A 20,412-nucleotide genomic window follows, 5' to 3' on the forward strand; every position below is an offset into this window, starting at 1 on the left:
TTCGGCGCTCCGCAGTTCCTCAGCCGGTGCCGTGACCGGCCGTTCTCGGACCGAGCGGCCGGGCCAGCAGCGGTGTGCCCAGGACCTGATGGCCCCCGCTCGCGAGCATGCGGACCTCGCTGCGCTCGCTGATCTCGGCGCGCACGATCCCGGTCTCGTCCTCGTAGACCGGATAACCACCCGCACCGGAGCGTGCCGTCAGATGGACGACGACCACGTCGTCCTCGGCGCCGCCCGCCTGGAAGATGAGCTCGTATCGCTCCGGATAGTCCATGACCGACCTCCCGACCGGGCCGGCAGCAGCCCGCCCGTCACCCCCATTGTTTCCCACCGGCGCACATGGCGCTCGGGAGTACCACCGGATGACCGTCCGTGGTTGCGGATGCGGAATGGGTGAGGCGGGGTGACCATCATCTGCAAGGGATCGGACGCGTGCTGTCAGCTTCGCACGGCCGCCCGTGACGCCAGGCGGGTACCGCCGGCGCGATCGGACTTCGTCGGCGCGGGGCCCAGCGGCACCCGGCCGCCCTGTGGAGAGGAACTGCCGTGCTGATGGCCAATCCCGCAACGCTGCGGAATCTCGTCAAGCGCTACGAGACACTGCGAAGCACCCATGCACGGCTGGGCACTTCCGAGAGCAGCCGTCGACTCGACGACGTCTCGTACACCCTCTGCGTCACCACCGGGACCAGGACCGTGCCCGACGCACTGGCCGCCGCGGCGGCGCAGTTGCGCGCCGTCCCTTCGGCGGGATCGCTGGGCCCGGCGTCCATGCCTGCCGAGGTGCAGCTGACCGCCTGACGTCGCACAGTTCCTTGGGAAATGCGTCGGTTCTCCCGAACCGGCGCTTTTCTTCGTGCGGGCGGCCGTCGGGTGCCCGGCGGCACGACACGCCGAATGGGCGGACGGCGCCGTCGAACGGGTGACACCCGCCGGTCGAACAACATGACTGTTAGCAGAGGAGGCTAGGCATGCAAGCATGAGATTTGAGCCCCGCCGAACCAAGACCGTTTCCCCGCGTACCCACCGGCTCCGCCTCGCCGGAGGCGCCCTGTGCGCCGCTGCTCTCGCCGCCACCCTCGTGACCGGCTGCGGTCAGGACAGCGGTGACAAGACAGCCGCGGAGACCTCAGAGGCTGCGAAGGTCCTTCCGAACCAGACGGCCAGCCCTTCCGGGAGCGTTTCGGGCAGCCCCTCCGAGACGGCGCAGCTGACCGAGGACCAGACCAAGCGCAAGGAACTGCTGTCGACCGTGAAGGTCACCTTCGACAAGGCCGCCACGACGGCCGTCGGTGAGGTGTCCGGTGGCAAGCTGACCGATCTGGACCTCAAGGGCCTCGACGACGAGGACGAAGCCACCGGCAGTCCCAGTCCGACAGGCAGCCCGACAGGCAGCCCGACGGGCAGCCCGACCGGCAGTCCCAGCCCGGACGGAAGCGCCAGCCCGAGTCCCGAGGCCACCGGCAGCCCGAGCCCGAGCGGCAGCCCCGGCAGCCCCAAGTGGGTCGCGGAGGTCGTCGAGGAGGACGGCACCGCGCACAAGGTGACGATCGACGCGGTGTCCGGTGACGTCATCGATTCCGCGCCGGACGCCGATCAGAGCGACGCCGACAAGCAGGAGCTCGCGGACCAGATCTCCAAGGCGACGCAGACCCCTGAGCAGGCTGCCAAGGTCGCCACGGACAAGACCAAGGGCTGGGTGACCTCGATCGCCCTCGACGAGAACGACAGCCAGGCCCTGGTCTGGCAGGTCGACGTGGTCTCCAAGGACTGGAAGAAGACCACCTTCGACGTGGACGCGGCCAAGGGCACGATCACGGACGAGCAGGTCGACGACAACTGAGCACAGCACGAACGGGCACATCGGTGGCGGCCGCAGCGCGGTGCGCCACCGATGTGCGTTCGCGGCGCGCACCGGCCGGCGCGACCCCCGGGCTCAGCTGCGTGGATCCGCGAGGTCACGGGTGAAGCGCAGCCCAGGCTTGCCCATCAGTGTGATCGCGCCTGCCGCAACGAAGCCCGCACGGTCCAGTACCCTCCTCGAACCCGCGTTGTCCACCGTCGTCTTGGCCCGGAGGGCGGTCAGGCCGTACTCCGCGAAAGCCAGCGCGCACATCCTGCGGACCCCCGACGTGGCCAGACCCTGCCCCGCCGCGCGCTCGGCGACGCGGTACCCGAGCTCGGCCGAGCCGTCCGCGACGCCGACCAGGTTGACCCGCCCCAGCACTGCCCCCTCGCCGTCCGCCCATACGTGGAAGTGGTGCATCCCGGCCTCCTGTTCCGCGAGCAGCTCGGCATGCCGCGCGGCGAACCCGGCGAAGAAGTCGTCTCCCCGGTCAGGGATCGAAGCGGCGAAGTATGCGCGGTTCTCCTGCTCGAAGGCGAGCAGGGCAGGAGCGTGATCAGGGCGAAGTCGCTCGAGGACGGTCATGGGGCGACGATATCCAGCCCCGTCCGCCGGAGCACACCTTTATCGCCTGCCCTGCCCCTGCCCGCGTGCACCGCTCAGGGTGCGATCCCCACGTCCTCGAGGCGGCTCCACTTCCTTTCCTGTGCCCGGGGCATCGCGGGCCACTGCGTGGCTCCCGCACGGGGGTTCACCCGCGAGGCATAGGAGGACGGCTGATGGTCCGGCCGGAAGAAGCAGCCGGTCCCGTACTCCGAGTCGAAGCCGGGGCAGGAGGACGCGACGGAAGCCGGCGTGGGCTTGCGACCCGTTCGTACCCAGCCGGACAGTGCCGAGACCGCGCTGGCGTACTCCGCAGTACTGAGCCCGCTGTGCTCGCTCTCCTGGGTGTAGGTCTGCACGAGGTGACGGTCGCGGTGAGCGCCTTTCAGACTGTCGAGGTACGCCGCTTCGTGCTCGACGAAGGCGGTCGGGTCGTCGATGGCGTGCATCGTGAGCACGGGGACGGTCACCGCGCCCGTCAGGTCGCTGTCGTAGGACAGGTCACGCCGCGCGGAGGGGTCGGCGGAGAACCGCTCGACCCCGGCGTTGAGCGCGGCGTCGTCGTGCGACCCGCGGTAGTGCACGTCCCGGTTGCTGAAAGGGCTGCGCAGGCCGACTCGTCGCACGATGTCGCGGAACGTGAAGGTCGCGAAAGAGAGGTGCGACTCGAGTGTCCGCTCGGGGATCTTGGTGACCGCGAGGATGTCGTCCAGGTTCCGCTGCTGCAGCGGAGTCCGGTCCGCAGGCTGCGAGGCGTAACCCGTGCACTCCTGGAGCCTGGCACGCAGCCCCGCACCGGTCATCGCCGAATCCTGACGGAGCCCCATCCACAGGGGGTACGACGGCTCGGACGGGCGAGGGTGATTGCGGCAGTAGTACTGATAGACGGCGCGGAGATCCACCCGGTAGTCGTAACCACGGGAACCCCCCGCCAGGACGCCGTTGGTGAGCAGGGCGCCGTCGTAAGGCGAGTCGGCGCCGGTCCCGTACATCTCGATGGTCTTCGCCGCCACGTTCCCGCCCCAGGACTGCCCGTGAATCAGCGTGGTGTCCGGGCGCCCGAACCTCTCCGTGAACAGCCGGCGCAGATTCTCCGTGTCCGAGGCCGCCATCCTCGTTCCGTATCCGCCGCGGCGGTAGGCCGAGCCCGCCCAGGCGTAGCCCTCCTCCACCATGACCGACCAGCGCTCCAAGTCGTCGGTGCTGCGCTGCGGGTCCGACTCCGCGCCCAGGCCGGGGCCGCCGTGGGCGTGCATGACCAGCGTTCCGTTCCACGCCAGGGGGATGGCGACGGCGTAGTGGGCGCCGTGGGAATCCTGGCCGGTGTAGCACGTCGCCTTTGTCGCCAGGTCCGCCGGGCAGGAAACCGTGGCCGGCGGCACGGTCGCAGCCGAGGGCTGGGCGGGTCCGACGAGGCCGGCGGCGAGAACCCCTGCGACGCAGCCCGCCGTCACGGTGGACAGCCTCCCGCGTGAGCGCTGCCTCTTGAGGAAAGCGGTCACGGTATTGCCTCCTGGCTTTTCATTCCGGTGCATGCCGGCCGATGCTAGCCATGCCCTGGCCGTTCACCAGGGGTCCCGTCATTGCGTTCATATCGTTCGCCGACGGAAGCGTGCCTTTATATGTCAGTACGAACGGTGACCTCGGGCCCTCGCGCGCGTTGTACTAGGCGTGCCTCCTTCCTTTCCCAGTTCGTCCCCCGCCCCGGCCGTACCGGCAGTGCAGCCGAAGCCCTTCCTGCTGACGCCCCGCCAGGGAGAAGCCGCCCGTACGCTCCTGGCTTACGTGAGTTCGCTGCCCCTGAAGGGGGCCGACGCGCAACTCCTCGCGGTGGTCGTCGCCATCCGGGCGGCCCGGAGCGGAATCGGCAATCTCACCGGCCAGGACGTACGTTCCCTCCGCCTGGCCGACCCGGGGGGAGCTGTCACCGCGTTCGGAGCGCTGGGCTGGCAGGGGCAGGAGGCGCTGCTCGGCGAAGACCTCGTCACCCCTGTGGGGGTCTCCGTGCCGGACCTCGCCGACCGGACGGACACCCGGCTGCCCTTCGGCAAGGTGATGCGTTCCAGGGTGTCCGGCTGGACGGTCCGGACCCTCTCCGCCAAGCCGGTCAAGAAGACCTCGACCGCCGCACGGCTGGCCGCGCTGTTTCTGGCCGCTCATGGACCGGCCGACGAGTACGGCACGCTGCCCGCCCACCTTCCCGAGGACTGTGGGGTCGCCCTGCCGGAACTACTCGCCAAGGGATTCCTGGCGGAGTTGGACGGTGACCGGTATCTGCTGGCGCAAGCTGTGCGGCATCTGTCGGGAACGCGTCCCCCAGCCGACACGCCACCCGTCACGCACGACGAGCCGGAGGAGGAGCGGCTGGACTGGGACGAGTGGAAGGGCCGTGCGAGCGTGGCTCTGAGGCGGCACGTCGAGGCGGTCGAGCGTTGCCCCGAGTGCGCCCTGTCCACGGCCAGGGTGTCGGAGGCCTTCATGCGCAAGGCAGTTCCCGCCCAGTTCAAGGAGAAGGTGCGTACTGCCTTCAGTTCCTGGGAGGCCAAGTTCCCCGACCAGGGGCCTGTCGCCGCCGAGTGCGCCGCCGCGTTCCGCGCGGCGCACGGTCACGGACCCTCCGTCAAGCAGCTCTGTGAGGCGCTGGGCTGGGGGAAGATGTCACGGGAACTACGGATCTTCGTCATCCGCCGCCTGATCGCCGACGGATGGCTGATGAACACCGATCCGGTGCCCTGGACCCTGCGCCCGGGCAAGGCGGTCCAGGCCGGCACGTCCGGTGTCACGGCCCCCGGAGCCGTCCGCCGCCCACGCTGAGGTGCGCCGGGGCCCTGCGACGCTCTCGCGTGCCCGGCCCCTGACACCACGTACACCGGTCCGACAGGCAGTGTCCGTCCGGCGGCACGTGTCCGTTCAGCAGGGTGCCCCGGCCTCGTCGAAGTCGGAGTTCCGTGCTGAACTCGGTGCGTCCGCAGGGTTCAAGACGATCGCGGTGGGCATGTCAGGCGTAGCGCGCGTGCCCCCCACAGACACGCGCCCGACCCGGAGGACGTAGTGAAAAGCAGCGCACCCATCCGCAAGGCCACCTTCGTCGTGACCAGTGCCGTCGCACTGGTCATCGCCACCGCAAGCAGCGCGCTCGCCGCCCCGCCGAGCGCGCTGCCCGCGAACGCGGACGCGATGGAGCAGGCCTTCCAGCCGGCGTACGACTACGACACGGACGGCTGCTATCCCACGCCGGCGATCGGCCCGGACGGAACGATAGCCCCCGGCCTCAACACCACAGGTGCGGTCAACGGCAGTTGCCGCGACGCCGTGGATCTGGACAACACCAACGGCTATTCCCGTTCCATGTGCAACAACGGGTGGTGCGCGGTCATGTACGGGCTCTATTTCGAGAAGGACCAGGCGGTGGCCGGCAGCGGGCTCGGCGGTCACCGGCACGACTGGGAGCACGTCGTGGTGTGGGTCCAGAACAACGAGGCACGCTATGTGTCCACCTCTGCCCACGGGAACTTCGACATCTACGCCAGTGACCAGATCCGTTGGGACGGAAGCCACCCCAAGATCGTTTACCACAAGGACGGCATCAGTACCCACTGCTTCCGCCCCGCGAATTCCAATGACGAGCCGCCGGAGAACCACTACCAAGAGTGGCGGTTCCCCAGCCTCGTCGGCTGGAACGGCTACCCGGCCGGACTGCGGGACAAGCTGGTCCAGGCAGACTTCGGCAGCGCGACCTTCGGACTCAAGGACGGCAGTTTCGCCGCCCATCTCCAAAAGGCGCTCCCGGCAGGGATCCCCTTCGACCCGAACGCCTGACGTACGGGGGCGGGGCGGGTGCGGGTTCGAGCCCGCCCGCCCCGCCCCGGCGTCAGCGGGCGGACAGCTCCGAAAGTGCCTCCTGGACCATCCATCCGTTGCCGTCCGGATCGGCGAAGGACATGAACGAGTTCCAGGTGCCGCCGCTTCCTTCCTCCCAGACCGTCGCTCCCACATGCCGGATCGGGGAAGCAGCGACGACTCGGCCTTCTACGTCGCTGCCTGGGAGCTGTCCCGGAAGCCACCCCACCCGTGCCAGCGGTCGATCTCGATCCACGCGTTGACCCGGGCACGGTCACGGTTCGCGTAAGGCTGGCCGAGGTACTGCTGGGACAGCCGGTCGATGCCGGCCAGACCCTCGTCGTCGCTCACCTCGACGACACGCCCGATCAGGGTCACATGGGTGTACCAGTCGGAGTCGTCGAGCACGGTCAGGGTGACACGAGGGTCCCGGCGGACATGGTCGAGGCGCTTGCGGCCCTCGTCCATGTTGACCAGCACTCGACCGTCGTCCCAGAGGTACCAGGTGGCCGCCGAGACGGGCTGCCCGTCCGACCGCAGGGTTGCGATCACAGCCGGGTTGGGCTTGCGCAGCATGGTTACCGCGGCGTCGGGAAGCGGCGGCTTCGACATGTTCTCTCCTCTGTCTCGTACTGCGTCCTCCCTGTGACGGTGAATCACACCGGATGATTCAGAGGACGCGTCTCCACGCTGCCACACGACGGGTGCGTCGTCCGGCACCGCCCCACGCTGCGCGTCCGAGGGGAGCAGCCACGCAGTGGCCGGGGGGATTGTCGGTGGTGGCTGTGATGCTGGGAGCATGGACGAACTGATGAGGCGCCGCGTCTACGGTGCCGACCATGACGACCCCGATCCGGGGCCCCGGCCCGGGCACGTCTACGTGGAGCTGGTGGGCGGCCCGCTGGACGGGCTGCTGCTGGACGTGACCGGCTGGCCCGAGGAGCGCCTCGCCATAGGCGCTGCCCTCGGCACGGAGCTCGGGAAATTCGGTGCGGGAGGACGCGCCGTGTACGGGCCCGTAGCGGCCGACCCCAGGCGCTGGGCCTGGGAGGCGGACAGCCCCTGAGCCGTCCGCCTCCCTGCTCGGAAGCCGGTCACCCGGGTGTCGCAACCTCGCCGGCTCGCGTACGCAGCGCGGCGATGAACCACGTGAAGACCGGTGCCAGGATGGGTGGCACCGGTCATCCGCTGACTGTGGCGAGGAGCTGCCGGTGACGCTCCGCCCGCGGGTCCGAGCCCCGTCTCCAGCGTGGTGTTCTGCCATCCTTCGCACCACGGCGCGGAAGTCCGTTGCCCGGAGCGTCGGACCGGCGCACCCCGCTCACCGACGGGCGAGGGAAGAAGTCATCGGCGGAGGTGTCACCCGCAGCCAGGCGAGGCGGCGTTGTTGGGGTGGAGAACCCCTTTCGCTGCTGGTGCAGCCCGCCCACGAGGAGTCACCTGAAGAAGAGGACGAACAGGCCTCCGGCCTACGCCGCCAGTGCGATCAGCCGAAGAGCTCGGCGCCGCCCTGCGTCATGGCGAACACCGAAGAGCCTTCGGTGAGCCCGGCCTTCGGCACGGTCGTGGGGGATCGGAAGCGCCGGGTCGGCCACTTCACCGCACCCGATGCGGCCCTCCTCGGCATGCGTGACGGTCCGGGCGCCCATGCGGCCGTCCTGGTCACCCTGGCCGGCGGGACGGGTCGGGGAGCGTGGTATACCGACATGTCGATGCCTTCCGGGCACGGCGACCAGCTGCCGAAGAGCCTGATCGTGTACGACGAGGCCGGGAAGGTCCTGGTCGAGCTGAAGCGTGCCGGGGGCTGACACCGGTGGCTGGCGCCGAACGGAGGTCAGGGACACCGATGACAGATACCGATGACTTTGCACCACACCGAGAGTCACCTTCTTTACCGTCAGGCCGGAGGATTCCTGTTCCGGCCCTCCAGTGCACGATTCACGGCAGGAGACACGCCCGGATGACCGATTCGAACCCGTCAGCGGACCTCAACCGCGAGGGAGGGGCCTGGCCGCTGGTCCACTCCGAGCGAGCGGTGCTCGCGGCCGATCTCGCAGACATATCCGACGGACAGTGGGCCACACAGTCGCTGTGCAGTGATCTGACGGTGCGTCAGGTACTGGCGCACCTCACCGCGGGGGCACGCCTCAACTCCGTGGGATGGCTGGCAGGTGTGATCCGATGCCGGTTCGATTTCGACAAACAGGTGGCCATGCGCCTGACCGAGCAGATGGGCGCGTCCCCCGGCGAGACGCTTGAACGATTCCGGCATGTCGTACCGAGTACGACGAAACCGCCGCTCCCCGTCATCGCCATGCTCGGGGAGACGATCGTGCACGGGGAGGACATCCGGCGTCCGCTGGGCATCCGCCGCGACCACCCGATCGAAACGGTCACACGGGTAGCCGACTACTACCGGGGCTCAGACCTCGTCGTACCAGCCAAGGGGCGCGTCCACGGCCTGCGGCTCGTCGCACAGGACGGTCCCTTCACCACCGGTGCCGGACCTCTCGTGTCCGGAACCACCTTGGCCCTGGTGATGGCCATGACCGGGCGCTCGACGTATCTCGACGAACTGGAAGGTGACGGGGTGGACCTCCTCCGCGAGCGCTGCGCGACGGCGTGACGTGCCGGACAGCCGACGACCGCCACGCGGAAGCTGAGTTAATGGCCCCGGCGCATCAGCAGATGCCCTCGGCGATGACGCCCCTTCGCGTGGCTGTGGTCGAACAGGGGGAGCGGCTCGTCCTCCGATCGACGACGCTGCTCCTGAAGGTGCGGGCCGGTGCCCGCTGCGGGCCGAGGGAGTGGCGGCCGCGCAGTGGGTACCGCCCCGGCATACCAGCGGCCTACAGGTCGTCGGCGAACACCTCGGCCAGCTCACGCCATTCGGCCCGCGGCAGACCGCCACCACCCTCGTCGGCGGTGAGGACCTGCAGCGCCACGTGGTCGGCGCCGGCGTCGAAGTACTCCCCGGTCCGGGCCTTCACGCGCTCCGCGTCACCCAGGGCGAAGAGAGCGTCGAGGAGCCGGACGCTGCCGCCGCCGTCGAAGTCGCTCTCCGTGAACCCCAGCCGCAGCAGGTTGGCCGTGTAGTTGGGAAGTTGCAGGTACATCGACAGCATGTTCCGGGCGGTGGTGCGGGCCCGGTCGAGGTCTGTGTCGAGGACCACCGACAGCTCCGGGGCGAGCAGCGCGTCGGGACCGAGCGCCGTACGTGCCTCCGCGGTGTGTTCCGTGGTGACGAGGTAGGGGTGTGCGCCCAGTGCCCGGCCGGTGGCGAGTTTCAGCATCTTCGGGCCGAGCGCGGCGAGGACACGGCTTCCGGAGCCCACCGGTGCGGTGGCGGCGTCGAGGGCGTCGAGATAGGCGACCATCGCGCTGTACGGCTTTGTGTACTGCGGCACCACCGGACCGTGGCTGACGCCCAGACCGAGCACGAACCGCCCGCGCTCGTTCGCGTCGATCGTGGCGATCCGCGCCGCCACCTCCTGGGCGGTGTGGTCCCAGATGCTCAGGATGCCGGTGGCCACCGTGACCGTGCGGGTGGCGGCGACGACCGCTGCGGCGTCCTCGACCGAGGGATTGGCCCCGATCCAGAGCGTGCCGTAGTTCAGCTCCTCGAGCTCGGCGGCCGCTTCCGCGATCGCTTCTCTGCCGGCGTCGTCCGTTCGCGACCCGTGCAGGGCGCTGCTCCAGATGCCGACCCGTCCGAATGTCTCGCGCTTCTCAGAGGTCATGGTGAGATCAACAGCGATCCGTACCCGCTATTCCCGGCCGGACGGGGTTCATCCGAATGGAGCCGGAGCGCGTCGTGGTCCGGGGAACCGGGCGCGCGATGCCGGAGAGGCTGTCGCAGGCGCGGCCCGCAGAGGACGACAGCGCCCAGGTCCTGCCACAGTGCGCCCCGCTGAGCTCCGTTTCGCGGACGTTCACGATGTCCTTACGGTGGTTCTTCGTGTGAGCCGGATCCCCGGGGTTGGCTTCGCGGCGTCCAGTTCGACGCAACAGACGAGGCACACATGTCCCTGAAGCACGCAGTCGCCGGCCTGGCCCTTCTCCCCGTATTCGCCGTTCCGGCGACCGCGCAGGCGGCCGTGGCCCCTCATGAGCACGAGCCGGTTCGCGAAGTGGCGTTCGACCTGCAGGCCCACCGCGGGGGCCTCGGGCTGACCACGGAGGGCTCCCTCGAGGGCTTCGGCAAGGCGATACGCCTGGGTGTCAGCACCCTGGAGCTGGATACCCAGGTCACCGAGGACCGGAAAGTGGTCGTGACGCACGACCGGCAGATCAGCGCGCAGAAGTGCGAGGACACCGGTCCGCTGACGCCGGGGGACCCGATGTACCCGTACGTCGGCAAGTACGTCAAGGACCTGACGCTCGCGCAGATCAAGACGATGAACTGCGGATATCAGCAGCTGCCCGGGTTCCCCCAGCAGGAGCGGATCAAGGGCTTCCGCATGGTTGAACTGAGGGACGTACTCGGCCTGGTGAAGAGCTACAAGGCCGAGCGGGTCAAGCTGAACATCGAGACGAAGGTGGAGGCCGGAGCACCCGAGCAGACCGCGCCGCGCGAGCTTTTCGTACGTCGCGTCTTCGAGGAGATCCGCCGTTCCGGCATTCAGAAGCAGGTGTCCGTCCAGTCCTTCGACTGGGGTGCGTTGCAGGAGATGCACAAGCTCGCACCTGCCTACCCTCTGGTGGCGCTGACGAACTACGACTTCCTCCAGGTGGGGAAGCCCGGAGCCTCCCCCTGGCTCGGTGGGATCGACGTCGATGACCACGACGGAGACTTCGTGAGGGCTGCGGCCTCCGTCCCCGGTGTGACCGCGCTGTCCCCGAACTACGGGTTCCCGCAGAACGGCACGGTCGCGGATCCGGCCTTCCGGTTCTACCCCGGCAGGAAGATGATCCACGATGCCCACCGGCGCGGGCTGAAGGTCATTCCCTGGACCTGCGACGACCCGGCCACCATCGAGGCGCTCATGGACATGGGCGTCGACGGGATCATCACCGATTACCCCGACCGAGTGCGGGACATCATGGCCGCCCATGGAATGCGGCTGCCCACGGCGTATCCGGCGCCACGCCACTGACGACCTGCGAGCCGTCGCCGTGCTGCCGGACCCGCGTAGGGGAGAGACTGAGGGCGAGGCGGGAAACCGGTCCGCTCGACCGGGCGTCGTACGGTCCTGGCCACCGGAGACGGGCCGCGCGACCCGGAAGAACGCCGCAGCCGACGAGGGCAGCGGTGACGCCCGCGCGGCCGCGAGTCCGGCAGCCCTGCTGGTCCGGCCGCTACGAACGGATGTGGGCCGGGCTGAGCCAGGTGGGCCTGAAGTGCTGAGCTTCCGTTACTCGGCCGGTGCCTCGGCGCCGTCGCCCTTCGCGGATGACACAGGGCTGTAGTAGACGGAGCGTCCCTGCTTGGAGCGCTCCAGCAGTCCGTGCGCGACCCCTTGCTCAAGAGTGTTGCGCACCACGGTGACCTGGGTCGTGCGCTGGGGGTGGGCCTCGGCCAGAGCGGCGGCCACCTCGGCGGCGGACTTCGGTTCCCGCTGGTCCGCGAGATACCCGGTGACCAGCTCACGCCACGTCGGCTCGCCGGCTCCCTTGGATGCTGAGGCCCCGTTGGCGGCGGTCCGCTGCTTGGCGCGGACCCGGGCCCTCGGCTCGTTGTTCTCCTTGCGCGACGCCGTCTTCTCCTTGGCGCGGCGTGCGGCGGGTACGGACGCCGCGGCCTTGCGGCCCTTACCCTTGCCCGTGGCGGGCTTTACCTTACGGTCGTTGCCGCCCAGTACCTCCTGCATCTTGACCAGGATCTGCTCACCCTCCTCCAAGCGGATGAGCTCGTCCTGCAGTCGGGTCAGCTCGGCACGGGCCCGGTCCTGCTCGCTCCGGTTTGCCGCGAGATCATCTGTGATCCGCTGTGCATAGTCCGCGCTGATGGTGGATGTGAGAGTGTTTTCGGACATCAGTCCTCGTCTTTCGTTGTGTCTCAAACATGTATGGCGGCTGATGTTACCGACACTCATGAAGGTAACGCCCCAGTGGATACCGATTCGCCACAGGCAGGGTCGGACTTTCGTTCGCGATTGCGGGGGAGCCGGAGTGAGCCTTTTCCGGGCGCGCAGGGAGCAACAGTGCTGCGATTCTGCGGTGTTGGCGCGAAGTAGTGCATACGTGACCGCGACCAGGGAGACGGGAGAGCGAGCCGTTCGCCCGTTCGGTACTCGGCCGGAATGAGTTGAGCCACCGGTCACACCACATGTGGTGCAGGAGAGGCGCCCGGGTTGCCGGACCTGTCCCGCCGGCTCGACCGGCACACCGCGCGACAGCTTTCCGCCCTGGGCAATCCGGCGCCCGGCATCCGCAGTTCACGCTCAACGCGTGCCGTAGGAGTGAGTCGAGACCACCGGACGTACACATCGCGTCGTTGCTCTCTGGTGGGGCGCGGTTTCGCCATGTAGCGTCACTGCCAGATGTCGTGGTTCGCCGTACCAGCCCGCGCTTCGGTGCGGGCGTTTTGCTGTGCCGGTACGGACCATGGCGCCTCCGGGGCCGCGCGGTGCGGATCCGGATATCAACGGGAAGGCACGAGCATGGCCAGCGGAACCGTCAAGTGGTTCAACGCCGAAAAGGGTTTCGGCTTCATCCAGCAGGACGGCGGCGGGCCGGATGTCTTCGCGCATTACTCCGCCATCAACGCCACCGGCTTCCGGGAGCTCCAGGAAGGCCAGGCCGTCACCTTCGACGTGACCCAGGGCCAGAAGGGCCCCCAGGCGGAGAACATCACGGCCGCCTGATCCTGTAGGTCGAGATCGCCCAGGCCCTCGGGGAACACTGCTCGAGGGCCTGGTGACCGGCATGAGCCGGTGCATATCGCGTACAGGGAGCAGTCAGGCCGGCGGCGTACGCCGAGGCCGATCACAGTCCAGTACCTCTTCACCACCTGCCCGAGAGGGTGCTCAGAGCTCAGGCCGGGTATGTGCTCGGTGCGTAGGCCCGGAGCCGGGTCCGCTGACCGAACGGCAATGCGGCGTCATGCCGGATTTCCGGACCCGCCCCGCCCATCGAGGAGTCAGCAAGTGGAACCAGACGAGGATGTGGGTACCGGCGACCACCAGGCGCAGGTGATCGTGGTGGGAGCGGGACCGGCAGGTTCGGCTGCGGCGTTACACCTGGCGCGGGCCGGTGTAGACGTACTGCTGCTCGAGAAGGGCACCTTCCCCAGGGACAAGGTGTGCGGGGACGGCCTCACCCCCCGAGGCGTGCAGCAGTTGGTACGTATGGGCGTCGACATCGATGCTCCCGGCTGGATGCGCACCAAGGGCATGAGATGGGTGTGCGGAGGCCGGCAGGTACACATCGACTGGCCCAGCTCGGGCAGCCAGCCCGACTTCGGCCTCACACGGTCCCGGCACGACTTCGACGACATCCTGGCGCAGCAGGCCGTGGCCGCCGGAGCGCGGTTGTGCCTGGAGACGAAGGCAACGGGCCCCCTGACCGACCGCGCCGGACGCATCATCGGCGTGAGCACCGTCGCGGGAGCCGACAAGCGGCCGAAGGACTATCACGCCCCTGTGGTCATCGCCGCCGACGGTGCCTCCGCCCGAACCGCCCTGGCCATGGGGCTGGAACGGGACCCGGGCAAGCCGATGGCGACCGCCGCCCGCCGCTACTACCGCAGCGAGGCCCGCACACATGACCCCTATCTGGAGCTCTGGGCCGATCTGATCTGTTCCCGTACCGGCCGTGACCTGCCGGGATACGGATGGATCTTCCCGCTCGGTGACGGCCGCGTGAATGTCGGTCTGGGCGCACTGCCGCACCGCGGTCACGGCACGGTCGATCTGCGGGCCACCATGGAGCGGTGGCTGACCCGGATGCCTCCGCAGTGGGAACTGCGGGAGGAGAACGCCGACTCGCCGCTCCGCAGCGCCGCGTTGCCCATGGGCTTCAACCGCACACCGCAGTACCGTCGCGGTCTGCTTCTGGTCGGCGACAGCGGTGGCATGGTCAGTCCCTGGAGCGGTGAAGGCATCGTCCAGGCCATGGAGGCGGGTGAGGTCGCCGCGGAGACCGTCGCTCTCGCTCTGCACCGTCCGAGCGGCCCCGGGCGTGAGCGGGCTCTGCATCAGTACGCGAGCGAAGTGAACCGCCGCTGGGGGCGTTACTACCGGCTCGGCAACACCGCCGCCGAGCTGGTGTTCGCCCGCTACGGTTACCGCCCGCTCCTCAACCGCCGGGTCATGGCCTCGCCCACCCTGGTGCGAACCCTCGCCCGACTGCTGACGCACGGAACCGACGCGCCCTCGGACGACCTGATCGACAGTGTCGTCCGAGGTGTCGTACGGATGGTTCCCGCACCGAGACGGCGTGCGCGAGGCCTTGACGCGCCCCGTCGGTAACCCCTGAGGCGCAAGGCCCTTACGGCGGTCTGATCCGGTCTCCGCTCAGCGGTGCCGGATCAGGTGTCACCTCATGACCGGGGGATCAGCCGCGTTGATGCGCCTGCACACCTGCCCGACCGATCCGGCCCACCCTCATCGACTGAGCTTCCGGTAGGCCGGTGGGACACGCGTTGTCCGGACCGGAATCGCCAGGCCCTCGCAGCGGGCCCGGGCCTACTCGGAGGCGGTGAAACCGGCCCTCCGCAGGTCGCGGAGCAATGCGATCTCGGCCATGTGATGGATGAACTCGAGGTTGGCCCCCGCCAGCACGACGATGAACGGGTCGTCGGGGTCGGAGCCGTACGGGTACTGCGAGAAGCCGACCGTGTCGAGCTGCTCGTCGGTGACGGTGGCGACGCTCTCGCGCCAGCGGTCGATCAGCGCCCAGAACCGCTGGAGGGCCAGGGCGGCGGACGGGGTGAAGTCGACCAGCAGCTCCGGATCCTGCCGCCGCGCACCGAACGTCCACTCCCATTGGCCCGCAAGACAGGAGTGCAGGTGACCCAGCCGCCACGCGATGGTGGTCACCGGCGTCCTGTCGGGTTCCGGCTCACCGGTGTGCGCCAGGACCTGCTCGACCCGCTCGACACTCACGCTCCAGTCATCGGCGATCTTCGCGACCGGCATACCGCCTGCGGCCTGGCGGGCGACCTCGGCGTACTCGTTGGCGGGGATTTGCGGCGCTCCCTTGTCGAGCACCCACCCGCCCGGCCCGTACGCCCTGGGCGTCACTGCTTCGCCCCTGCGCCGTACCGACCAGCAACCGGCCACCGGCTCCCACAGGTACTCGTCGTCGCCGAGTCCCGTCAGCCGCACCTGGGCCATCTCCCTGGCCTGGTCGAACTGGTCGAGCAGCAAGCCCAGGCGGTCGGTCCGCGTGCCCTCGATCTCCATGCCTGGCTCCCATCGGTCGCGCCTCGCTATGCACCGCGCTCAAGCGGAAGTTAGCGGCTCGTCTCACGGAACGCCACCGATTTCCCCGACAACTGCTCGAACACCGCCGTGTTTCGCCAGGTCAGCTGGGGCGGTCGGCTCGGGGATCATCGGCCTGGCGATCGCGTGCCGCACCGGACGCGGCCCGGCGGGGAAGACACGTTCGACGCGATCGGCATCCTGCCGATGCCCAGCTCCGCCATCAGCGACACCGTTGCGAGACCGAGGACGACCTTGTCACCTTACTGAACAGCATGCCTATTGACCTGCTGTCAGTTCGGCAACGCAAAATGTCTCGAGCCGGAAGGCCACGGTTCCGACATCGCCGGCAACCCCGCCGCACCACATCCGGTCAGGCGACGTGCGACCGTGGGTCAGGATGCCGACGGTCGACGACGTCCGTCGACGGGGCGCCTTGATCACTGCCACGATGTCCTGATGTCCTCCGCTCTTGCAGAACTGTGGCTGCGTGGAGTCGCAGCCAATCCCGCCGCACCGTCCGAGGTTTTGCTCAGGCTGCTGACCGAGCGGGCCCGTGACACCTGGACGATCCTGTGCGAGGAGCGCGAACTTCCCGCAGACGTCATCGAGGTAGTGGTCACGCACCCGGAGCGTGCGATCCGCCGCTGCTTCGCCGGTAACCGGCATGTGGCTGCCGAGCAGCGCGGCCGACTGGTCAACGACGCGGACTCTCGCGTCCGTGCTGCCCTTGCCGCAGGCCCGCGCCCACGCCCGCGTCTGGGCAGAGTCGAGGCGTTGCCTGACGAAACCCTGGAGCACCTGCTGACCGTGCGGGACGACGACAGCCGGGGCCACCTGCTCATAGCGGACGAGATCAGACAGGAACTGGTGCTCTCCGGGCAGATCTCACCGTCCTTCCGCCGCGGGATGCCGGATCATCCGGACGCCGAACTGCGGTCGCAGGCAACCGGATTGTGGCTGTGGCTGACTCCTGCCCAGCGCGACGCGCTCCTGAGTGATCCGGAGCCCGCCGTACGCGACGTCGCGCTCAGAGCCAGTCGGATACTGGACCCGGCGGCCATGGAGAAGGACTTACCGGAAGACGACTGTCACCACCGGTCCCTCCTGCTCGTCAACTACGCCATCTCCCGCACCGTGGCCGCACAGTGCCTCGCGGACCGGCGTGACCTGGGGGCACTCGCCCGTAACCCCCACACACCCCGCGACGCCGTCACCCGCCTCGCGCGCGATCCCGATCCCGAGGTGCGTGAACGAGTGGCCGCCAGAGCCGACCTCGATCCGGCGCTGCTGGCAGAGCTGGCCCGGGACCCGGACGCCACCGTGCGGACCCGAGCGCTGCTGCAACCACTGCCGCGCACCTGGCCCCAGCGTGCTGCCATCGACCGGATCATCGACCGTCCGGCTGCGAACATCGGTGGTGTCGACGAGATGCTCATCGAGCCGCCGACCAGCTGGTACGAGACGTGCGCCGTGTCCACCGATCCCTTGCTACGCCGTGTCGCCGCGAGCTGCTCCCGGCTGCCCGAGGAGCTCGTGCACAGCCTGGCCGGCGATCCCGACGCAGACGTGCGCCACCTGCTCGCCTTGAACCACCCCCTCACCCCGCCGGCGATCGTCCTCGACGCCTTCATCGCCATGCCGCGCCAACGCCCCTATCTGCTCACGCTTCCCCGCCTGCCCCGCACCGGGCTGCACCACCTGCTCGACCACGCCGACCCCGACGTCCGCGCCCTGGCCGCCGCCGATGCCGGCCTCGCCCAGCCGCCGCTCCACCTGCTCGCCGACCCCGAGCCGCGCGTGCGTCGAGCGACGGCTGCCAACCCACTCCTTCCTCTCGACCTGCTCTCATCGCTCCTCGACATCCGGGAGCACGCCGAAGGGGCCGCAGCCAACCCCAGCCTGCCCGCTGAACGTCTGCATGAGCTGCTCGACCTGAGCGGGCTGCTTTGACCGCCGGGAACCAGGTGGCCACACACGGCGCCCACCTGGGCATCGATGTCGAGATCGTCCACCGCAATCCACAGGGCAAGGGATTCGTGCCGCAGCCGAAGCGGTGGAAGACCGAGCAGACCTTCGGGATCCTCATGCTGCACCGGCGTCCGGTTCGCGACTACGAGCACCGGCCGGCCTCCTCGGTCTCCGCGGCTACTGAGCGATGACCAATGTCCTGGCGGCGCAGGCTCACCGGCGCCGCCATACCCACCTGGCGCGCCCCGCAGGCAGTGGCCGCATGAACATCCGGCGACCGCTCGACGCGCTCGGCATCCAGCTGGTCTCGGCCGATCTGCCCGAGCACCCGGACTGCCCCGCATCCTCGCCGTCCGAAACGAGGCCATCGGCCCCGCTGAGCGCCCGCAACGTCTGTGCTGCCCTCGGTCCCCAACCGTTGCCGAAGGACATCAGCGCATGAATCCCTATGGTGGGTTATTCACCCCGGTCAGGCTGCTCCAGGCGGTTGAAGCCGGCGAGACGGGGCGAGATGACGAGGATGTACGGGTCCGAAAGCTGCCAGTGGGCGCGGATGGAATCGGAGTCACGGTAGAGCCTGGAAGCTGTACGCCAGCATCCGCTCCTTGTCGATGAAGACCCTCCACCATGAGCTGGGGGCCGTGCTCCTGAGCGAATGCCACCGCCCGCGCGATGGCATGCCGGAAGTCGTCGAGCCGGCCGTTGGCGATGCGCATGGTGTTACGGAAGAGAATGGTGCTGCTGTTTGTGATCTTCATACGTCAAGTTTTTGCACCTCAATCAAGGTTGAGGTCAAGAGTGCGGCTCAGCAGGGGATATGGGCGGTTGCACGGGAGGCCGAGGTGCCGAACACGTGGAGGGTGGCAGCCTTCAGCGCTGTGCCGCCGTCGCCACAGTGATCCGGCCATCCACGTCGTACGGCATACGGCTGCCGGGAAACAATGCTTACATGAACACTACTTCGCAGGCTCGCTCGTTCGACGTGGCTGCCGCCAGTTACGCTGCGAACCGTCCTTCATACCCGTCCGAACTGCTCGACGCGGTCGAGGAACTGACCGGCTTTCCCTTGGAGGGAGCACGCATCGCCGACGTAGGGGCCGGCACCGGACTGGCGACGATGCTCCTCAGGGCTCGCGGCGCGAACGTCATCGCGGTCGAGCCCGGCTGCGGGATGGCTTCCCAGTTCCGCCTCAGGCTGCCCGACGTCCCCCTGGTCATAGGGGACGGCAACGACCTGCCGCTAGCTACCGGCTCCATCGACGTCCTCACCTACGCCCAGGCCTGGCATTGGACCGACCAGAGTAGATCGGTCCCGGAAGCAGTCCGGGTCCTGCGTACCGGTGGTGCACTCGCCCTGTGGTGGAACGATTCGGACAGCACCGTTCCATGGATCGACGACCAGGACGCGCGATTGCGCCGCCTCTTCGGTGTCGGCGACGTCCCACACGACGCTATGGCCCGGTTCGGTGAACTGCCGTCCGAGCTCGGTTTCGCCTATCGGCACGTGCCGTGGACCCGGAGTGTTCCCCTCGATGTGCATCTCGCCAACCTTGCCACCTACTCCGACTTCCTCGTCCTCGGCAAGGAGGCGACGAACGCATTCTTCGCCAAGGAGCACGACGTCCTGACCGAGGTCTTCCCGGACGGGATGGTCCAGGAGCGCTACGTGGTCAGCTTGGCCGTCGCTACCTGTTGACGCAGTGCGGCGGCAGGGAACGACGCCGTGCGACGGGCCGCCCAGGGCGTTCAGCTCTGGTGGTCTGCCGCTGCCACCACGAGATCTACGGAGGAGGACGGCTGGACGTCGCGGAGTGCTCGCACGCGCGGATCATGGCCGAATCCAGCACTGAACTGGTTCTGCGTCACCTTCAGTACTCCAGCTGCTGATCATGATCTTCATGCCTGCAGGTGTCCAGTTCGTGTCACGATGGGCGGGCAAGGTAGGCCGTCTTGGCCTCGGACGAGAAACCGCATTCTCTGTAGAATGAGGTTCCCCCAAGGCCGGGTAGTTAGCGTTTTCGCAGGTCACGCAAGGCGTTCTTCGTCTGCTTGACGGCCGCGTAGCGGCCGTGGAGGACTCTCTTAATCTTTCCCTTCTCGGTCCAGCGGGCGAGTTGTCGGTAGGTGGCGACCAGCGTGACGTCGCCGAGGAGTTCGGCGATCTCCCGTGGGCGCCATAGGCGTTCGGGTTCTGCCTGCAGGATGGCCAGGACACGAGCCATACGACTGCTGGTCCTGTGAGGGCCCACATGCGAGCGGGTGGTCTGCTTCGGCAGTGCGGGCAACAGCGGCGGGGCCGGCAAAAGGATGATGATTGCTGAGGTCACGTTCCGGCTGGTGGCGGGGCGGCCGTCCATCTTCCGTTCCGCGTAGCGGGAGATGGGGGACTTCACCTTACGAGTACTGATACGAGATGGCCGCGCGGGCGCCAGCGCCGACGGCACCCGGCGGCCGATCTCTCCGACGCCCTGATCGAGGATTCCTTGGGCGCCGATCAGCAGGTCGCGGGCTGCCTGGAGAGCGATGGTGAAGCCACAACGGTCCGGATCGGTACCCGGCCGGGACTCTGCCGCTTCCACCATCACACGCCGCAGCACCTGATAGAGAGTGAGCATCGCCCACATCTCCTGCTCGACGCCTTCGGGATCCATGGAACGCAGGACGCGGCCGGCTCCGATGGTGTGGCGCAGGGTGAAGTTTCCCCGTGATCTTGAACACGATGTTGTTACGCCGCGAGGGTCTGGCCCTGTTGGTAGCGCAATCGGGTCTCGTGGGGCGTGAGGTAGC

23 protein-coding genes and 1 pseudogene are annotated in these 20,412 nt (G+C 68.5%); 15 read left to right on the plus strand and 9 right to left on the minus strand.

Going from position 1 to position 20,412, the window contains the following annotated elements; all coding sequences use genetic code 11:
- Positions 1-19 precede the first annotated feature (19 nt).
- Positions 20-274, minus strand: coding sequence for a DUF6296 family protein (locus ACFYQ5_RS15925; RefSeq protein ID WP_389197889.1), 255 nt, complete (start codon positions 272-274; stop codon positions 20-22).
- Positions 275-546: 272 nt separating this feature from the next.
- Here ACFYQ5_RS15925 and ACFYQ5_RS15930 point away from each other — a divergent pair, with 272 nt between their 5' ends.
- Together ACFYQ5_RS15930 and ACFYQ5_RS15935 are read left to right on the plus strand one after the other, a co-directional pair.
- Entirely contained in the window at positions 547-801 is a 255-nt protein-coding gene (locus ACFYQ5_RS15930) for a DUF5133 domain-containing protein (protein ID WP_389197890.1), read from the plus strand.
- Positions 802-979: 178 nt separating this feature from the next.
- Positions 980-1,843 carry a PepSY domain-containing protein gene (locus tag ACFYQ5_RS15935; protein WP_389197891.1) on the plus strand — a complete coding sequence of 288 codons (864 nt, stop codon included), beginning with the start codon at positions 980-982 and terminating at the stop codon, positions 1,841-1,843.
- Between the two features lie 93 nt (positions 1,844-1,936).
- On the opposite strand, the gene ACFYQ5_RS15940 is transcribed toward ACFYQ5_RS15935, so the two are convergent.
- Positions 1,937-2,431 (minus strand): GNAT family N-acetyltransferase, encoded by a 495-nt coding sequence (locus tag ACFYQ5_RS15940; protein WP_389197892.1) that lies wholly within the window; start codon positions 2,429-2,431, stop codon positions 1,937-1,939.
- Positions 2,432-2,505: 74 nt separating this feature from the next.
- The gene (locus ACFYQ5_RS15945) at positions 2,506-3,984 is read right to left on the minus strand and encodes a hypothetical protein (protein WP_389197893.1); all 1,479 of its coding nucleotides are present in this window, start codon (positions 3,982-3,984) and stop codon (positions 2,506-2,508) included.
- Positions 3,985-4,120: 136 nt separating this feature from the next.
- Between ACFYQ5_RS15945 and ACFYQ5_RS15950 the strand changes: the two genes are divergently transcribed.
- Both ACFYQ5_RS15950 and ACFYQ5_RS15955 read left to right on the plus strand, forming a co-directional pair.
- On the plus strand, positions 4,121-5,263 hold the full coding sequence (locus ACFYQ5_RS15950; RefSeq protein WP_389197894.1) for a hypothetical protein: 1,143 nt from the start codon (positions 4,121-4,123) through the stop codon (positions 5,261-5,263).
- 237 nt (positions 5,264-5,500) lie between these two features.
- Complete coding sequence (locus ACFYQ5_RS15955) at positions 5,501-6,268, plus strand: NPP1 family protein (RefSeq protein WP_389197895.1); 768 nt, start codon at positions 5,501-5,503, stop codon at positions 6,266-6,268.
- 52 nt (positions 6,269-6,320) lie between these two features.
- On the opposite strand, the gene ACFYQ5_RS15960 is transcribed toward ACFYQ5_RS15955, so the two are convergent.
- Together ACFYQ5_RS15960 and ACFYQ5_RS15965 are read right to left on the minus strand one after the other, a co-directional pair.
- Positions 6,321-6,443 carry a hypothetical protein gene (locus ACFYQ5_RS15960; RefSeq protein ID WP_389197896.1) on the minus strand — a complete coding sequence of 41 codons (123 nt, stop codon included), beginning with the start codon at positions 6,441-6,443 and terminating at the stop codon, positions 6,321-6,323.
- A gap of 35 nt (positions 6,444-6,478) precedes the next feature.
- A complete protein-coding gene (locus ACFYQ5_RS15965; RefSeq protein ID WP_389197897.1) occupies positions 6,479-6,901 on the minus strand; it encodes a PPOX class F420-dependent oxidoreductase in 423 nt (140 codons plus the stop codon).
- Positions 6,902-7,088: 187 nt separating this feature from the next.
- Here ACFYQ5_RS15965 and ACFYQ5_RS15970 point away from each other — a divergent pair, with 187 nt between their 5' ends.
- From ACFYQ5_RS15970 to ACFYQ5_RS15980, 3 genes are all read left to right on the plus strand, one after another.
- Positions 7,089-7,355, plus strand: a complete 267-nt coding sequence (locus tag ACFYQ5_RS15970; protein WP_389197898.1) for a hypothetical protein — start codon at positions 7,089-7,091, stop codon at positions 7,353-7,355.
- A 451-nt stretch (positions 7,356-7,806) separates the two neighbouring features.
- Entirely contained in the window at positions 7,807-8,097 is a 291-nt protein-coding gene (locus ACFYQ5_RS15975; protein WP_389197899.1) for a hypothetical protein, read from the plus strand.
- A gap of 152 nt (positions 8,098-8,249) precedes the next feature.
- On the plus strand, positions 8,250-8,915 hold the full coding sequence (locus ACFYQ5_RS15980) for a maleylpyruvate isomerase family mycothiol-dependent enzyme (protein WP_389197900.1): 666 nt from the start codon (positions 8,250-8,252) through the stop codon (positions 8,913-8,915).
- Between the two features lie 223 nt (positions 8,916-9,138).
- Here ACFYQ5_RS15980 and ACFYQ5_RS15985 read toward each other — a convergent pair whose 3' ends face one another.
- Positions 9,139-10,029 (minus strand): TIGR03620 family F420-dependent LLM class oxidoreductase, encoded by an 891-nt coding sequence (locus ACFYQ5_RS15985; RefSeq protein WP_389197901.1) that lies wholly within the window; start codon positions 10,027-10,029, stop codon positions 9,139-9,141.
- A 282-nt stretch (positions 10,030-10,311) separates the two neighbouring features.
- On the opposite strand from ACFYQ5_RS15985, the gene ACFYQ5_RS15990 reads away from it, so the two are divergent.
- Positions 10,312-11,385 (plus strand): glycerophosphodiester phosphodiesterase family protein, encoded by a 1,074-nt coding sequence (locus ACFYQ5_RS15990; RefSeq protein WP_389197902.1) that lies wholly within the window; start codon positions 10,312-10,314, stop codon positions 11,383-11,385.
- Positions 11,386-11,643: 258 nt separating this feature from the next.
- Here the strand turns inward: ACFYQ5_RS15990 and ACFYQ5_RS15995 are convergent, their stop codons facing one another.
- Positions 11,644-12,264 carry a hypothetical protein gene (locus ACFYQ5_RS15995; protein ID WP_389197903.1) on the minus strand — a complete coding sequence of 207 codons (621 nt, stop codon included), beginning with the start codon at positions 12,262-12,264 and terminating at the stop codon, positions 11,644-11,646.
- 627 nt (positions 12,265-12,891) lie between these two features.
- Between ACFYQ5_RS15995 and ACFYQ5_RS16000 the strand changes: the two genes are divergently transcribed.
- The gene (locus tag ACFYQ5_RS16000) at positions 12,892-13,095 is read left to right on the plus strand and encodes a cold-shock protein (protein WP_031096051.1); all 204 of its coding nucleotides are present in this window, start codon (positions 12,892-12,894) and stop codon (positions 13,093-13,095) included.
- A gap of 282 nt (positions 13,096-13,377) precedes the next feature.
- The gene (locus ACFYQ5_RS16005) at positions 13,378-14,700 is read left to right on the plus strand and encodes a geranylgeranyl reductase family protein (protein ID WP_389197904.1); all 1,323 of its coding nucleotides are present in this window, start codon (positions 13,378-13,380) and stop codon (positions 14,698-14,700) included.
- A gap of 216 nt (positions 14,701-14,916) precedes the next feature.
- Here the strand turns inward: ACFYQ5_RS16005 and ACFYQ5_RS16010 are convergent, their stop codons facing one another.
- Positions 14,917-15,636, minus strand: a complete 720-nt coding sequence (locus tag ACFYQ5_RS16010) for a DinB family protein (RefSeq protein ID WP_389197905.1) — start codon at positions 15,634-15,636, stop codon at positions 14,917-14,919.
- A 477-nt stretch (positions 15,637-16,113) separates the two neighbouring features.
- Here ACFYQ5_RS16010 and ACFYQ5_RS16015 point away from each other — a divergent pair, with 477 nt between their 5' ends.
- From ACFYQ5_RS16015 to ACFYQ5_RS16035, 5 genes and pseudogenes are all read left to right on the plus strand, one after another.
- Complete coding sequence (locus ACFYQ5_RS16015) at positions 16,114-17,607, plus strand: hypothetical protein (RefSeq protein WP_389197906.1); 1,494 nt, start codon at positions 16,114-16,116, stop codon at positions 17,605-17,607.
- Between the two features lie 8 nt (positions 17,608-17,615).
- Positions 17,616-17,891 (plus strand): annotated as a pseudogene (locus ACFYQ5_RS16020) (IS5/IS1182 family transposase); the annotation flags it as partial.
- Positions 17,888-18,067 (plus strand): hypothetical protein, encoded by a 180-nt coding sequence (locus ACFYQ5_RS16025; protein ID WP_389197907.1) that lies wholly within the window; start codon positions 17,888-17,890, stop codon positions 18,065-18,067. The pseudogene ACFYQ5_RS16020 and the gene ACFYQ5_RS16025, both read left to right, overlap by 4 nt.
- Positions 18,068-18,230: 163 nt before the next feature.
- A complete protein-coding gene (locus ACFYQ5_RS16030; RefSeq protein WP_389197908.1) occupies positions 18,231-18,524 on the plus strand; it encodes a hypothetical protein in 294 nt (97 codons plus the stop codon).
- A gap of 50 nt (positions 18,525-18,574) precedes the next feature.
- A complete protein-coding gene (locus ACFYQ5_RS16035) occupies positions 18,575-19,321 on the plus strand; it encodes a class I SAM-dependent methyltransferase (RefSeq protein ID WP_389197909.1) in 747 nt (248 codons plus the stop codon).
- A gap of 313 nt (positions 19,322-19,634) precedes the next feature.
- Here ACFYQ5_RS16035 and ACFYQ5_RS16040 read toward each other — a convergent pair whose 3' ends face one another.
- The gene (locus tag ACFYQ5_RS16040; RefSeq protein ID WP_389197910.1) at positions 19,635-20,276 is read right to left on the minus strand and encodes a hypothetical protein; all 642 of its coding nucleotides are present in this window, start codon (positions 20,274-20,276) and stop codon (positions 19,635-19,637) included.
- Positions 20,277-20,412 lie beyond the last annotated feature (136 nt).

It is taken from the genome of Streptomyces sp. NPDC005794 (assembly GCF_042871445.1).
Classification (GTDB): Bacteria; Actinomycetota; Actinomycetes; order Streptomycetales; family Streptomycetaceae; genus Streptomyces.